At 54.1% G+C, this 14985-nt stretch carries 11 protein-coding genes; 3 read left to right on the top strand and 8 right to left on the bottom strand.

Annotated elements, in window-relative coordinates; genetic code table 11:
• Nucleotides 1-69 precede the first annotated feature (69 nt).
• From BM200_RS18445 to BM200_RS18435, 3 genes are read left to right on the top strand one after another with little or no spacing between them, the layout of a single operon-like run.
• Nucleotides 70-1092 (top strand): AAA family ATPase, encoded by a 1023-nt coding sequence (locus tag BM200_RS18445; protein ID WP_091188131.1) that lies wholly within the window; start codon nt 70-72, stop codon nt 1090-1092.
• On the top strand, nt 1089-2603 hold the full coding sequence (locus BM200_RS18440) for a DUF58 domain-containing protein (RefSeq protein ID WP_091188130.1): 1515 nt from the start codon (nt 1089-1091) through the stop codon (nt 2601-2603). Before BM200_RS18445 ends, BM200_RS18440 begins: the two co-directional genes overlap by 4 nt.
• The gene (locus BM200_RS18435) at nt 2584-5058 is read left to right on the top strand and encodes a DUF4129 domain-containing transglutaminase family protein (RefSeq protein ID WP_091188129.1); all 2475 of its coding nucleotides are present in this window, start codon (nt 2584-2586) and stop codon (nt 5056-5058) included. Before BM200_RS18440 ends, BM200_RS18435 begins: the two co-directional genes overlap by 20 nt.
• A 209-nt stretch (nt 5059-5267) precedes the next feature.
• Here BM200_RS18435 and BM200_RS18430 read toward each other — a convergent pair whose 3' ends face one another.
• The 8 genes from BM200_RS18430 to BM200_RS18395 form a co-directional block, all read right to left on the bottom strand.
• The gene (locus tag BM200_RS18430) at nt 5268-6281 is read right to left on the bottom strand and encodes a Gfo/Idh/MocA family protein (RefSeq protein WP_091188128.1); all 1014 of its coding nucleotides are present in this window, start codon (nt 6279-6281) and stop codon (nt 5268-5270) included.
• A gap of 39 nt (nt 6282-6320) precedes the next feature.
• A complete protein-coding gene (locus BM200_RS18425; RefSeq protein ID WP_091188127.1) occupies nt 6321-7403 on the bottom strand; it encodes a Gfo/Idh/MocA family protein in 1083 nt (360 codons plus the stop codon).
• On the bottom strand, nt 7400-8077 hold the full coding sequence (locus BM200_RS18420; RefSeq protein ID WP_245773084.1) for a hypothetical protein: 678 nt from the start codon (nt 8075-8077) through the stop codon (nt 7400-7402). The genes BM200_RS18425 and BM200_RS18420 overlap by 4 nt, the downstream gene beginning before the upstream one ends.
• Nucleotides 8074-9030 carry a sugar phosphate isomerase/epimerase family protein gene (locus tag BM200_RS18415; protein WP_245773106.1) on the bottom strand — a complete coding sequence of 319 codons (957 nt, stop codon included), beginning with the start codon at nt 9028-9030 and terminating at the stop codon, nt 8074-8076. The genes BM200_RS18420 and BM200_RS18415 overlap by 4 nt, the downstream gene beginning before the upstream one ends.
• A gap of 3 nt (nt 9031-9033) precedes the next feature.
• The gene (locus BM200_RS18410) at nt 9034-9924 is read right to left on the bottom strand and encodes a carbohydrate ABC transporter permease (RefSeq protein WP_091188126.1); all 891 of its coding nucleotides are present in this window, start codon (nt 9922-9924) and stop codon (nt 9034-9036) included.
• Nucleotides 9924-10829: an ABC transporter permease gene (locus BM200_RS18405; protein ID WP_245773083.1), complete on the bottom strand. Its 906-nt coding sequence runs from the start codon at nt 10827-10829 to the stop codon at nt 9924-9926. The genes BM200_RS18410 and BM200_RS18405 overlap by 1 nt, the downstream gene beginning before the upstream one ends.
• 32 nt (nt 10830-10861) lie before the next feature.
• On the bottom strand, nt 10862-12445 hold the full coding sequence (locus BM200_RS18400; protein ID WP_091188124.1) for an extracellular solute-binding protein: 1584 nt from the start codon (nt 12443-12445) through the stop codon (nt 10862-10864).
• A 203-nt stretch (nt 12446-12648) separates the two neighbouring features.
• Nucleotides 12649-14895: a helix-turn-helix domain-containing protein gene (locus BM200_RS18395; RefSeq protein WP_175532922.1), complete on the bottom strand. Its 2247-nt coding sequence runs from the start codon at nt 14893-14895 to the stop codon at nt 12649-12651.
• Nucleotides 14896-14985: the final 90 nt, after the last annotated feature.

Here is a 14985-nt window from a genome sequence, read left to right as displayed (position 1 = left end):
TCTAAATAGAACGGGGCGTGGCGATACTGAAAGATAGAGAAGCTATTTTTCAGGAGGTCGGTGAAAGAGATGATAGTGCCCAAGTTCGAAGGATCATCGGGAAGACAGGACGCACAGCCTTGGCCCGAGTCGCCGCAAGTGCTGCTGCAACGGCTTATTCATAGAGTAGATAACGTATTGCTAGGAAAAAGAGAAACGGTTACCCAACTGCTGACCGCCATGCTGGCCGGCGGCCATGTGCTGCTCGAGGATGTGCCGGGCGTTGGGAAAACGATGCTGGCCGGCGCGTTTGCGCGAGTCCTTGGCGGAGAGTTCAAGCGAATCCAGTTCACTTCGGATATGCTGCCTGCGGATGTTATCGGCGGAGCAGTCTGGGACACCCGTATCGGTGAGCTTGTATACCGGCCGGGTCCCATTATGGCGAATATCGTCCTTGCCGATGAGATTAACCGTACTTCTCCGCGCACGCAGTCGGCGCTGCTCGAGGCGATGGAGGAGCGGAGAATCAGTATAGAAGGGGAAACCCGCAAGCTGCCGGAGCCGTTTGTGCTTATTGCTACGCAAAACCCTTTAAGTTACGAAGGGACAAATACGCTGCCGGAAGCGCAGATGGACCGGTTCATGATGCGGCTGTCCATCGGTTATCCGTCTATGGAGAACGAAGCCAGAATGCTGGAGCAGTATGCCTCTGACTCAAGACCGGAGCCCCAACAGCTGCGCCCGGTATTGATGCTGGAGGAATGGCTGAGGATGCAGCGCGAAGTGCGGCAGGCGCATGTCCATCCCGGCTTATTGGAATACATGGCGAAGGTGACGGACGCAACAAGGCGTGCCCCTGAGCTGGAGCTTGGATTAAGCCCGCGCGCGGGACGCGACTGGCTGCGTGCCTCGCAGGCAAGAGCTTATGTGGAGGGCAGACGTTACGTGCTGCCGGATGACCTCTTCGCAACGGGCGAGGTCGTGCTGGCTCACAGGCTTAACGGCATAAGCGCGGGAGGAAGGCAAGCCGCTGAAGCGTTGACTCGTATTTTGAGAAGTACGCCTCTTCCCGCGTCCATTGCCCCTGGTCAAGCAACCGGGAGGCAGAAATGAAGGCGGAGCGGAAGGTCCCGAACGCGAGCCAGCCGGAAACGGCTAAAGGTCATTTCTTGCAGGGCTCCAATTCTGACGGTGATAAGGCTGGAGACGGACAGAACGGAGCCAGCGATCTAGTGACAGCATCGGTGGAACCAGCAGGCCGTCCGCTTGTTTACCGGACCCGGTGGGGAGCCTGGTTCATTATTACCGCTGGCTGGGCGGCCAGCCTGGCAGGTGTTCTAACCAGGGGCGGAGCCGTGGAAACTTTTATGCTGATCGTACTCAGCCTGCTGCCGGTTCTGTCCATCGTTATGCCTTTGCTCTCGACCATTGGTCTTTCGGTTATCCGGGTCATTCCCGTGGCAAAAATCAAAGACGGCGACGAAGCCGTTGTGAAGCTGACTCTGAAGCGTTCTTCTGCTGTTCCTTTTGTATGGCTGGCTGTCCATGACGGCATGACCAATGCGAGTGCAGCCGAGAAAACCCCATTGGATTACCGTTATATTGTTATGCCTTTGCTCAGGAAAGAAGTGGAGATCAGCTATTCCGTTCTGGCGGTGAGGCGCGGGGAGCATCAATTCGGCCAAGTGAGGGTAACGGTTGGGGATTGGCTTGGTCTTACGGCTATTCACAGAAGGCTGGAATGTCCCGGTACCCTGATTGCAGTTCCGGCTCTTCCGGAAGAGATGGGAAGACGCGCGGGACGATTGCATGGCGCGGTAGCGGAGCAGGCGTCCGGCGATTCTTCAGCGGCTTATATTAGTGACAGCGGGGAGCTCAGCGAGATAACGGCAGACAAGCTGCTGCAGCAGGCCGGCATTGGACCAGACAGCAGACCTTACCGCGAGGGCGACTCGATGCGGCATATCAATTGGCGGGCGGCTGCCAAAGGGAGGGGCATGTTCACGAAGCAGCATATGCTCGAGCAGCCGGCGGAAATCATTATGATTACCGATACATTCTCAGCCGCTTATAGCCATGACGGGCGGTTATTTGATGCCGCTCTCGGGTGGATGGCAAGAGGAATGGAACGCGCGGCAGCGGAAGGCTGCGAGGTGCGGCTGATTACAGGAGCAACAGAGGCAGAGGGGGCCGCGAAGCAGGATAAAAAAGCATCGTCCTCCCATAAGGGAGAGAAAAAGCGGGGCAGTGTATCCGGAGAGCAAAAGAAAGCTTTGCTGGAACGGCTTGCAAAGCTGAGGCTTGCGAAGAGGGCCGTTTCTGTCGACAGCCTTCGGACTGAGCTGGGCGGCCTGAAGCCGGGAGGCATCCTTCACGTTTATACAGCGGATTGGAAAAGCGGCCAAAGCTGGACCCGGCTTGCGGCCTATGCAGCTGACCATAACTGCCGGGTGGAGCTTCATGTCGTGACGAAGCAGTCCGTCCTTACGTATGCGATGCGGGAACAGCAGCGGCTGCTGGAACAAGCAGGCCTGCTGGTGAACTGGCTTGCTTATCCGGAGCGGATGAACGCTCAGACGCAAACGGTGGAAGGAGGCGGTCAGCATGCGAGAGTCCGGTCATGAGAACGGGTCGCTCGGCTTCCGCCTGCTGACGACGGTCTTGCTCTATGGCTTATTAGCAGAATGGATGCTTCCATGGCTTCATTACGGAGAATGGGCGGATGTCTACCAGATTGGTCCGCTTATGACGGTTGTGGGCTGTGTGATGTTAACCGGGCTTTTCCGTCCCGCCTGGTATATGTCGCTGCTCATGAACAGCGTATTATGCGTCCTGACCCTTATGCTTTTATTTAAAGGCGATGAGAACGCGCTGCAATGGCTTGTGAATTATCCGGGCATGCTTGCCGGAGATATCAAGGAGCTGTTCACTTACGGCATGTGGACGATGACGAACGAGCTTCGGACGCTGCTGCTGTTCGTAGGCTGGGCTATGCTGGCCCCTGCCCTGCAGGCGCTTGTCTGGATCAGGCAGGTGGCGTTAGGGCTGACGGCCATTACGGCCTCCTATCTGTTAATCCTCCATACCTGGGTAGGGATGGATGTGTTTGACGGGCTGCTCCGCACGTCGGCGGAAGGCCTGCTGCTAGGCGCGGTTGTTACGATTGCGAGAGTAAGGCGGCTGCATGGCGGCACCAGTGAATATGACCGGCAGTTAAATCCGAAGTGGCTTGCTGCAGGTGAATTTCTTGTGTTGTTATGTGTCGGCATCGGGATGCTGCTCTCCAGCGGGCAGCCAAGGCAGACGGAGCCTTCGGCATGGACGGTGACGGCGGCAAGCCGGATGGAGCAGGCGATGGCGGAGCTGGGCAAGGCGGATTATTCCGCTGCCATGCAGGCGGCGGTTGGTGCTGCCGGTCAAGGAAGCGCCGTTACCGGCTACGGCTTGGATGATCGTGAGCTTGGTGCTTCGATTAAGCAGGACGATACGGTAGTGTTCAGCGGTTTTTCACCGGTTCAGACTTACTGGCGGGGTGAATCCAAGTCTGTTTATGATGGCCGCGGCTGGAGCAGCAGCTGGAGCGGCAAAGTTCTCCATCCGGTAGAGTATGGAGATAAACTGTCCGGGGTTGCGGTCAGCACGTCCGCGGATAACCGGTTGATTAAGCAAACCATTGTGATGACGGAGCCTTCGGCTTCGCAGGGGCTGCCGCTGTTTTTTACAGGAAGCGCAGGCCGCGTGGTAAGTCTGTCCGCTGTAGACCCAAATCGGCAGCTTAGTACGTATATCGAGGATGAGCTGGCAGAAGCGCTGTATGCGGCGGACAGGCAGGCAAAGGTCGAACGGTATACGGTGGAGAGCAGGCTTCCGGTAACGGATGACGCCGTGCTGCGCCAATCGGATCGTTCGTCCTCGGCAGGAGAGACGGCCGTGCTGAATACAGCAGGAGATAATCTGGATCTCACGCCATATCTGCAGCTGCCGGAATCTATGCCAAGCCGCGTGAAGGCGTTGGCTGACGAGATTGCCGGAGCGGGTCTGACGAGCCGTTATGACCGGGTGAAAGCAGTCGAGCAATATTTGAAGAACAGCTATGCCTATTCGCTGGACAGCGCCGTACCGCCGAAGGGAGCGGATTTTGTTGACTACTTCCTGTTTGAGCAGCAGCGCGGTTATTGCGTGCATTTCTCAAGCGCAATGGTTATTCTGCTCCGCGAGGAGGGGATTCCGGCGAGATGGGTAAAAGGCTTTGTATCCGGCACAGCGGTATCGACGGCGGCCGGTGCAGATGTGACCACCGCAGCCGGGACCCTCTACAATGTGCGTGCCAAGGATGCGCACGCCTGGGTAGAGGTGTATTTCCCGGGCGTAGGCTGGGTGCCGTTTGACCCGACGCCGGGCTTCGCCGGCGGCATGGGTCCGGCAGAGGCGGACGCCGGGTCATCGGCGTCGGGCGATTTGGCATCGGCGGGCGGAGCCGCCGATGATGCGGGGGCGCCAGAGCATGCCGTTGCCGGAACGGACGGCATGCTGGCACGGTTTGAGGCGGCAGTGGAACGCGCCGCCTCGGCCGTGCGGCGAGGGGTGGATGCCCTCGCGCAGGCGGCGCAGAGCGCCGCCCATGGCGCGGCGACGGCTTCGCCCGCCGCGCTGGCCGCCGCAGGCGCGGCCGCGCTGCTCTTCGCGGCCGCTGCTGCGGCAGCGGCGCAGCGCAGGCGGCTTCGCCTCGCGCTCGCGCTGCGCCGGTACGCGGCGGCGCATGCTGCTGGCCGCGTCGCCGCCGTGCAAGAGCAGTTCGCCACGGTATCCGCCGCGGCGTGGAGCCTGCTCGGCCGCCGCATGATGGCGCGGCCGCCGCATCACACCGCGCGCGAGTACGCTGACGCCGTCTCGGCGTCGATGCCCGGCGCGCGCGCCGATGCACTTCGGCGGTTCATCGCCTGGGACGATGCCGCGAGGTTCGGGCAGCGGGGCGACTGGCTCGCCCCGACTCCGGAGGAGCTTGCCGCCGCGATGCACGCGCTGCTCGGCAAGCCCCGCAAAGCTGTCCCGGCGGCAGCGGTTCATGCCGCCGAATAGCCACGCCGGCCCATCCCCAATAGAATCCCCGCGAGTAGCCATGCTAATTGAATGGGGTATTTCAACCGATGTAGGAACTTCATCGTCCGTCATGGGAAAGGAGATTTGATTACATTCCTGTTTCCAGAAACCAAACAGAAAGACGCCGGGAGTAATTTCCGGCGTCTTTCTGTTTAAATGGCAACGACTGAATCAGGACTTCATTATTTTCATTCGCCGTAAACGGGCTGCGCAAGCAACTGCGAAAGCTTCACCGCTTTGCCATGTTTAGCTGACAGGTTGGAGGCTTCCATGAGACGGGTCAAGTCAAGGGCCATCTCCAGATTTTGAGTGTTTATCGTATTCTGCTGAATATGGGAAGCCCATTGCTCCAAGTCCGAAGGCAGGGCATCCGGCAGCGGCCACTCGATCACCGAGTTGTCTCCGTTGTCCGGGCTGGCCACGATCAGCTTCCGATTCTGCAGGCTGAAGGCCATGCTTCCTTTCGTGCCGTGCGCTTCAAGCGTTAACGGGGACAGCGGATTCACAAAGCCGGTTTCGACGATGCCCAAAGCCCCGTCCGCATAACTCAATACGGCGACGGCGTTGTCTTCCACTTCTCTCCCCGTCACGTAACCATAGCTTGAGCTGATGCTCTTCGGCATGCCGAGCAGCAAGCGGGTCAGATACATCGGGTGGCAGCCCAGATCAATCATGGCGCCGCCGCCGCATTGCTCCAAGTCGTAAAAGTAAGGCGGCAATCCCGTTTCCGACAGCGCTCCCTTATGCGCCATTCTTACCCGGACCTGCGTAAGTCTGCCGAGCAGTCCGTTGGTGGCTACTTCTTGAGCGGCTTGGGCAAAAGGGGTATTCAGCCGGGGGAGAGAAACGGTCAGCTTGATGCCCGCTTTTTGCACGGCGTCCACAATTTCTTGGGCTTCCCGAATGGTTGCTGCAAGTACTTTTTCGGTGAAAATATGTTTGCCGGCACGAGCCGCCGCCAGCATCACGTCCCGGTGCATCGAAGTTGGAGTCGTGACAATAACGGCATCAATCTCCTGATTGGCAAGCAGCTCCTCCAAATCGACATAGAAGGGCACTTGCCGCGCTTCTGCCTGAATGGCTCCGCGGTCTGGGTCTTCGTCCCATATCGCTTTGATAACCATCTCCGGATGCTGCTCGGCCTGCAGGGCGTAATCCTTGGCATGGACATGCCAAAAGCTCAATATAGCTACGTTGATCATCTCTTAAAACCTCCTTATGGCAGGACTCTATCATCTCTATCAGTCAAAATAAATGGCCTCGCCGGTACGGTTGGATTCATAAATAGCTTCGATGATTTCCGAGACTACGCAGGCTTGCTCGGGTAATACAACCGGATCCGTATCGCTTAGAATCGCTTCGATCCACATCCGGCATTCCCGCTCATGCATGCTTTCCTTGCGTCCGTCGAAGAAATCCGCGCCTTTGACGTCGAATTGGATGTTATTGGCGTAGAGACGGCCGTATTTTTCACCGTTAATTCGAAGTGTATCTTTCACGTCCGCGCCGCCTTCCGTGCCGCAAAGCGTGTATAACGCTTCGCGCGTATCCAGCATATTCAGTGCCCAGCTGGATTCCAGCATCAGCGTGGCTCCATTTTTCATGACGATCATGCCAAACGCCGAGTCCTCTACCGTAAATTTGCCAGGATCCCAAGCTCCGCCTGCGTTAGCCGATCCCTTGCGGTTAGCCAGCTTTTGATAAGTAGTTCCCAAGACTACCTTGGGTTCGTAATTGTTCATGAGCCACAGCGTCAGATCCAGCGCATGGGTGCCGATGTCAATAAGCGGGCCGCCGCCTTGCTTGTCCTTGTCGAGGAAAACGCCCCAAGTGGGGACGCCCCGTCTGCGCAGCGCGTGGGCTTTGGCGAAATAAATGTCGCCGAGATCGCCGTTGTCGCAAACCTGCTTCAAAAATTGGCTGTCCGGCCGGAAACGATTGTTAAAGCCAATGGTCAGTTTTTTGCCTGTGCGTTTAGCGGCTTCCACCATGCGGCGGGCATCGGCCGCGGTTTTGGCCATCGGTTTTTCGCACATCACGTGCTTGCCTGCCTCCAGCGCAGCGATAGAAATTTCGGCATGGGCATCGTTTGCCGTGCAAACATGCACAACGTCGATGGAGGAATCCGCCAGCAGCTCCCGGTAATCGCTGTACACCTTAGCATCCGTCGTTCCGAATTTTTCAGCCGCCTGCCGGGCTTTCTCGGTCACAATATCTGCAAAAGCCGTAATGGCAACGGCCTTTTGTTTGCTCAGGTTAGGTAAATGCTTGCCAAATGCGATAGCTCCGCAGCCAATGATTCCAACTTTTAATTGTCTGTTCATTTCTCTTTTCCTCCCAGGAATTCATCAATTTCAGCCAGTCTCTCCTTAATGCGGACGGGTACCTCGGCATGAAGCTGCTCCCAAGTGGTGTAAAGCGCCGAATCAATGCGGTATTCCCAGAATTCCATGGCAGGCTTGAATCGGAAGCTCTGCAAATAAAGCTCTACTTTGCGGTCCGTTTCGTCATCCGTCGAATAAACCCCGTCGAACGGACCGGTAATCAGCAGACCGCGTCTTCCCGCATACTCATCCGTTGCTAACATTAACTCCGGCAGCAGATAAAACATGTCCGCCTGAGGCATGAAGGCATGTTTGCCCGGCTGGGAGTACAGCTTGACATGGGTGCCGTCAACCAGATTGCTGCGGTCACGCAGAAGCCCTTTGAAGTGTCTGCCGTGGAAGCTGGCATCGCAATCAATGACCTCGTCGTTTTGCCCCACATAAATCCACACATGCTCCAGCTCGTACAGGTGCTGAATATCGTAATCCCAATAGATGGCATACTCGATAATATACTTAAGGCCTGGCTCGTCGAAAGCAAAGGTTCGGCGCGTAGAAGGAGAAGGACCCGCTTCCTCCAGCACGGTAACGCCGACGCGGACAGGGAAGAAAGGTTCGTTGTTGTCAAAATAAATATAAGGCGCGTATTTGGAAATCCATTCTGTATTCATCATTTGGCTTGACCCTCCAACACGAGTAATTTGTTCATGATTTGGTTGTGACTTTGCTCAATCTCCTCGGGCAAACAAGCGGATTTCAGCTCGTATACCCGGACAGGAGCTTTATGGATCATATCCAGGAAAACATCGAAATCGTCCAGTCCGCTATGGACATAAGGACACCAATGATCCGAAAGCCCGATCGTTTCATGAATGTGCACGCCGGCGAGCGGGAGCTCAAGCTCCTTAAGGTCGCGCAGATTCTCGTACAGCCCCATGCGTTCCATCATCATGGCATGTCCGATGTCGTACCAAAGCCCGACGGGACTACCCTTCAGGCGGCCGGTCAGCCACTCGGCCTCGCGCAGCGTTGGAATCTGGTAGCAGCGTGCCCTGGTCTCTATGCCGATGGCTACTTTGTAGCCTTTCTGCTCGATGAAATCGCTGATCTCCTCCAGGCTGCGATGAATGCGTTCCAGGTTCTGCGGAGCCTGGCTTTGCCTTTGCTCCAGCATCGTGGTCCAGAGCGTTGCGTAGGCTTCCGAGTTTCTGCCCTGGTTTTTGTAAATGTCTTTAAGCCGGGCGTCGATGTTGTCCGGAAACGGGACTTCGCCGGGATGCACGACGACGGCTTTGGCACCGTAGCGAACGGCATACTCAACGGATTGCTTAAGCAGATCAAGCGCCCGTCTCCTTTTGTCCTCGTCTTCGTAACCAAGCATGGGTGAATCCGTGTCGAAATCCGTGTCGTCAATGTACGGGAAAGCATGGTGGACGCTGGATATGCCGATGGCGCCGTTTTCGATCATCGGTTCGATCGTGGTCAGGTGCTCCCGCGTAACGTTATAATTCAACTCGACATTTCGGAAGCCGAGCTCCATGATTTCTTCCAGCATCGCCCTGCCATTCCGGTGTTTCTTGATGTTCCAGCAAGTCGAAAATGAAAAGTCTTCTTTATTCCTCACGATGCGCTACTCCTTTACGGCCCCGATCATGACGCCGGAGATGAAATATTTTTGCAGCCAGGGGTAAACAAGCAGAATCGGCAACGTGGCAAACATAATGCTTGCCGCTTTGATGCTTTCCGGCAATACGGAAACGATCTGATCGCCCTGCATGGACAAAGGATCGTTGGTCATGCTGTTCATGACGACCTGATACAGCTTTAGCTGAATCGGGTACAGATTCGGATTCGTAATGTACATCAAAGCGTCCATGAACCCGTTCCAGCGGCCCACGGCGTAAAACAGGCTGAGCGTAGCCAGCGCCGGCATCGACAGCGGCAGGACAATCCGGACCAGGCTATGGAAATGACTGCTGCCGTCCATTTCCGCAGCTTCAAGCAGCCCGCTGGGCAGCGAACGAAGAAAGGTAAGAAGAATGATTAGGAAAAACGGATTAATCATCGCAGGCAGCAGCAACGACCCGAGATGATTGGTCAAATGCAGGCTGCGGATGAGCAAATAATCCGGAATGGTGCCGCCGCTGAAAAACATCGTAAATAAGATAAGAAACATGACGAATTTTGCGCCCTTCAGCCGTTTGGACAGCGGATAAGCGGCAAACACGGTCATCAGCATGGACAAGGCGGTATAACCCGCCGTCAATCCTAGCGACACCAGGAGCGAGCGGATCATGGAAGCATCCTGGAAAATTTTTTGGTACGCTTCGAAATTGATGCCGAGCGGGAACACGGTCACCTCTCCGGATAGAATAGCCCGGTTGGAGCTAAGCGACATGGAGGCGATATGCAGCAAAGGGGCTAGGCATAAAATAACCAGCACGGCGATGATCCCCATATTAATAAATTCGAATACACCTGGTGCCGACAAAATGGGCCGTCTATGGTTTACAGCTTTCATCAGAACACTCCGTTACCCGTTATTTTCTTGGCAATCCGGTTTGCCGCAAGCAGCAGAATGATACCTACTATGGCTTGGAACAGCCCCACCGCTGTTGCGAGGGAGAAGTTGGCCGTTTGAACCCCCGTCTTATAGACAAACGTGCTGATTACTTCCGAGAAATCCAGAACGCTTACATTGCCGATGACATACGGACGGTCAAAGCTGATTTGCACGATTTCCCCGATCTTGAGAATAAGCAGCACCACAATGGTCGGCCGGATGCCCGGCAGGGTGATAGACCGCATTTTCCGGAAACGTCCCGCTCCATCCATGGCCGCCGCCTCGTAAAGCTCGGAATTGATGCCGGTAATGGCCGCCAGATAAATGATCGTCCCCCAGCCCGCGCTTTGCCACACTCCTACAACCAGGTAGGTGATCAGCCAGTTGTATTTATTGGTCAGAAACGGAATCGGATCAATCCCCAATTGCCCCAGCAGCAAGTTAACAATCCCCGTATTGGTGGCGAATACTTGAAGCATGATGCCGCCAATAATGACCCAGGATAAAAAATGAGGCAGATACAGGATGGTTTGGGCCCATTTTTTGAACCTTGCCCGGGTAAGCTCATTAAGAAGAAGCGCAAGCAGAATAGGGGCAGGGAACGAAAAAAGCAGGTCCGCCAGATTCAGCATAAAAGTGTTCCGGAGAGCCTTGTAAAAGGCGCTCATGCCAAAAACCTCGCGGAACACGTCGAATCCGACCCAAGGACTACCCGTAACCCCTTTGAAGAGGTTGAAATCTTGAAAAGCAATCAGGATGCCGTACATGGGGCCGTATTTAAAGATCAGGAAGTAGGCGACCGGACCAAGCAGCAGGATATACAATTGCCAATTCCGCAAAAAGTAAAGCCATCGTTGTTTCATTCCGATCCTCCAATTGTTTGATTTGACAGCAGTCATTTCGCCATTGTCTTGTAGGCTTCCGTGCGTTCTTTCAGAATGGCGTCGCCGCCGCTTGCCATATAGTCTTTAAGGAGATCGTCATACACCTTGTCGAAATCCGCAGGCTTGGCGATGACGCTTTTCACGATAAGCTGGTCATATTTGTCTCTCAGCGTCGGCATATATTTGTTTTCCGCTTCGATCGGCGTGGTGAAGTTGGCATAACGGGTGGTGTCGGTCAGCGACATCTTGTAAGCGTCGATCACATTCTGCCGGAATTGTTCAGGCGCAATAGCCGCGGCCGCGGCCCAGTTTTTCTCGTTGCTGCCGAAATCCTCGCCCTGCGTGATCATGACGATGTCATTGGAATTAAACATCCGCTTAGTGGTTTCTTCCGATTGCGTGCGCTGCGGCAGACCGTCCACCAGCGTATAATCTTCTCCTTCGATGCCGTTCATCAGCGTCAAGAGCACGTCCGGCTGAGCCATCCAATCGAGATATTTGATGGCTTCGGCGCCGCGTTTGCTGGAAGCCGGAACCATCAGGAAGAATCCCGTAGGATCGTATTCCGGTTTCAAGTGTTTGCCGGCGTTGTTGGTATAGGGATCAACAGGGACCAGATTCGCGCCGGGAACGTTTTGGGTCAGCACCTTGGCGATGCCGGGATTATCCATGTAGGCATTGCCCAAGTTATCGCTGAACATGCCGACTTTTCCGTTCATGACATCCTGGAAAACCTGTTTTTCATCTTTATCAAGCGCAAAATCGGGACTAACGAGGCCTTCATTGTAGAGCTTGTTCAAAAACTTCACTGCGTCTTTATGGCCGGGGAGCAGCAACGGATATCCGAGGTTTTCCGACAGGGTGTAGCGCTGCTCGTCCGTAAGGCCGTCCTGAATGAAAGACCAGACGATCGGTTCAAAGGAGGCCGGCGTCAGTGACAAGCCGAGGGGAATCACTTTACCGCCCGTTTGTCCCGGATCCTTTTCTTTAAAAGCCTTCAGCGTTTCATACACCTGCTCCGTGGTTTGCGGCATCGGCAGACCAAGCTTGTCCAGCCAGTCCTTGCGGATCAGGTTTTCGTATTTGCCCGTGTTGACGCGGCGTCCGGGAATCGAATATTGCACCCCGTCAACCTTGCCGACGTCCAGAGCGTTCCCCAAATACTTTTTAAGGTTCGGACCATATTGGTCGATAAGCGAATCGAGCGGAAGCAGCCCGCCATCCTTGGCGTAGCCATAAGGCGTCAGTACGTTGGTGCTGGCGAATACGATATCCGGCGCGTCGCCGCTGGTCATCATGACGTTGACTTTGTCGGTGGCATCGGTGCGCGGAATCGGAACAAACTCAACTTTAATATGGTTGGGATCGCCGAAATTTTTTTGGACGTAGTCCGTCCAATAGTTGTCCGTAGCCGTGTACCCTGCAGGGGCATTCCCGCGGTCAAAAATTCCGACCTTAAGAGTTACCTGCTTGCCCGCATCCGCTTTACCCGCAGCCGCGGCAGGAGACTCGTTACCGCTTTCGGACGAACACCCGCCCAATAAGCCGGCAGCGAAGACGGCCAACAACGCGTAGCTCAACACTCTAATTCTCATAAACCTTTCTTCACCTCGCTATAAAATTTGGAGTTGCAATTACGTTATAGCCTGTACGAGTGAGGCGAGACAATTTACAAGTTTCCGCGGCCTATACATAAGAGCAGAAATGGCGCCGGAGAGGCGCCAATGGGGCAAATATACCTTATTCAGACAGCATGCGAAAAAGCCAAACACGGCCGAAAGTAAGGGCATTTGGCTTATTAAACGGGACCGGCATGACTCACCGCAGTCCGCATAAGCTTGCGGTAATCGCCGGGAGACACGCCAACCGTTTTCTTGAATATTCTTCCAAAGGAAATGACATGCTCATAACCAACCAGCCGCGAGATTTCACTTATCGGTTCGTTGGTTTCCCGCAGCAGTTTTTGCGCTCGATCCACCCGCAGCCCAATCAGAAAATCGACGAATTTGATCTCGAATTCTTCCTTGAACAATTGGCTGGCGTATTTGCCGTTAATGCCAAAGCGGTCGCTTATGGATTTCAGGGACAAATCAAAGTCGGAAAAATGGTCTTCAATATATTTTTTTACCTCGTAAATCAAGTGATCTTTGCTACTAAACTCAAGCATAACGTTGTATTGCTCGTAAAGTTGATCAAGCAGCTCGCTGAACAACGACCGAATTTCAGGGATTTCCTCCATTTCTTTGAGCGCTTCGGTCATCCGGGGGGAGGTAACCATATGCCAATATTCATTGAGCGTGGGCGAAGTATCCTCCATTTCCCTTGCAAAGCGGTGTGTCAGATAGTTGAAGAGGAGCTGCATTTCTTCGTTTTTCAGCAATTGATCCTCCAGATGATCGAAGATCCGGGAAAAATCTTTTTTCCATTCCAACTGCTGGATCCGGAAATGGTGCACCAAATCTTCTACCCACTTAAAATAAAGCGGGTTAACGGATTCTTCCCGGTCCCTTATGTCCAAATAAACGAGAATCCGGTTGCTGCCTGCCGTCATTTTATATTGCAGGGCGGTCAGAGCTTCCCCAAACGATTTTTTAATTTGCGGCAGCTTCGGTACCAGGGAACCGACCCCCATAGTAGTGGTAAAGACCAGTTCGCTTTCGGAACGAATCCGGAGCTTCTCAAGGGCATAAACCACGATTTGCATCGGCTCATCCTGCCCTTCAGATCCGTGCTCCAGGTCTGAGGGAACATAAATCAGCAGGGAGAGCCTATCTGCCGAAATCCAATTCTGAGAGACGGTTCGGGCCAGCAAATTCGGCCACTCTGCTGTCAGTTTTTCCAGCCGCTGCTTGGAATCAAGCATATTCTGACGATTCTGACGCATCAACGGGACGTATTTATCGATTTCCAAGATGGCGATGATCAGGCTGCCGTGCTCCGGAAGATCAAACAAGGAAACATAGTTCTGCCATTCCTCGGCCGGAACGACGTTTTCATAATCCTGAAGCTCACTGAAAAATTGTCTTCGTTTGTACTGCAAATTTTCGGCCTCCTTAAGATCGATTTGATTCATCCGGACCAGCATATCGTCGAAAGCCTGCTCCAGAATGGCAAACTCATCGTAACCGGAGGTTTTAAGCTCCTGGCGGTAGGAAGAAACCCTCGTCACCATATGTTCGATCGGCCGGTAACTTCTCCTGGTGACATACAGGATCACCGCTACGATGACAGCCAGGGTTAAAACAATGATGGTCAAGGGGATCAAGGACAAAAAGGCTGCTTGTCCGAGCAAGTGCTCATCAGCCGTCCCGCTCGAAAAAGTCCAGCCCAAATAATTGGAATATAATCGGGTCGAAAGCTTGGAAGGGCCTTTTTCAGGTCCGGTTGAATAGAGGGGCTGCCCTTGGTCATCCGTAATGTTCATGAAGCTGCGGGAATGGTTTTTGAGATTGTCGGCAGCAGCCAGCAGCAGGTCAGCCTTTACATTCAGAACGATCCAACCTTCCGATCCCATTTTTTGAATCATGGTTATTACTCGCTCGGGAGGATCGATTAATGGGAATTCACTATAAGTGCGGAGAGACGACCAGCGGGAGGCAGGGGGGGTGTTTTGCAAATTTTGAATGAAACGATTGTCTTTAAAACGGGAAAGGCTGGTGATGTACCCTCCTGTCAGCACAACCTGGTCCTTGCTCCGGAAAAAATACACGGAATGAATCAACGGGTTATTGCGCATTTTTTCCATCTCGCTGGAAGCGTTATAGTTGGTCAGGTTTGTTGCGCCGCCACCTCTGTCAGCGTCAAAAAAATCACTGATCGCTTGGTTTTTGACGATCTGTCCGGCTAGTGTCCGTTCGATATTCTTTAAGGATGCCGTCATGCTGTCGACCACCTGGCTGGCGTAATTGCTGTTGGATTTCTTAATATCCCGAACAAGATCGCTGTACGTGATGGCGTATGTAATGCAGATAATGGCAGCTCCAAAGCTGCAGAGGATAGCCAAATGGGAATAAAGCATTTGTTTCAACCATTTTTTATTTCGCATTTCAATCTCATCCTTCCGTAACACGTTCATTTGATTTTCTCGTATTGGTTGGATAAAGCCGTTTTTATCCATGTTACTCGCCTTATGTTA

This window comes from Paenibacillus catalpae (genome assembly GCF_900112695.1).
In the GTDB taxonomy this organism is placed as follows: Bacteria; Bacillota; Bacilli; order Paenibacillales; family Paenibacillaceae; genus Pristimantibacillus; species Pristimantibacillus catalpae.
This window is presented reverse-complemented; position numbering and strand designations above follow the sequence as displayed.

Coding starts and splice junctions, on each gene's coding strand:
- BM200_RS18445 (WP_091188131.1), top strand. CDS start 70: ATGATAGTGCCCAAGTTCGAAGGATCATCGGGAAGACAGGACGCACAG.
- BM200_RS18440 (WP_091188130.1), top strand. CDS start 1,089: ATGAAGGCGGAGCGGAAGGTCCCGAACGCGAGCCAGCCGGAAACGGCT.
- BM200_RS18435 (WP_091188129.1), top strand. CDS start 2,584: ATGCGAGAGTCCGGTCATGAGAACGGGTCGCTCGGCTTCCGCCTGCTG.
- BM200_RS18430 (WP_091188128.1), bottom strand. CDS start 6,281: ATGATCAACGTAGCTATATTGAGCTTTTGGCATGTCCATGCCAAGGAT.
- BM200_RS18425 (WP_091188127.1), bottom strand. CDS start 7,403: ATGAACAGACAATTAAAAGTTGGAATCATTGGCTGCGGAGCTATCGCA.
- BM200_RS18420 (WP_245773084.1), bottom strand. CDS start 8,077: ATGATGAATACAGAATGGATTTCCAAATACGCGCCTTATATTTATTTT.
- BM200_RS18410 (WP_091188126.1), bottom strand. CDS start 9,924: ATGAAAGCTGTAAACCATAGACGGCCCATTTTGTCGGCACCAGGTGTA.
- BM200_RS18405 (WP_245773083.1), bottom strand. CDS start 10,829: ATGAAACAACGATGGCTTTACTTTTTGCGGAATTGGCAATTGTATATC.
- BM200_RS18400 (WP_091188124.1), bottom strand. CDS start 12,445: ATGAGAATTAGAGTGTTGAGCTACGCGTTGTTGGCCGTCTTCGCTGCC.
- BM200_RS18395 (WP_175532922.1), bottom strand. CDS start 14,895: ATGCGAAATAAAAAATGGTTGAAACAAATGCTTTATTCCCATTTGGCT.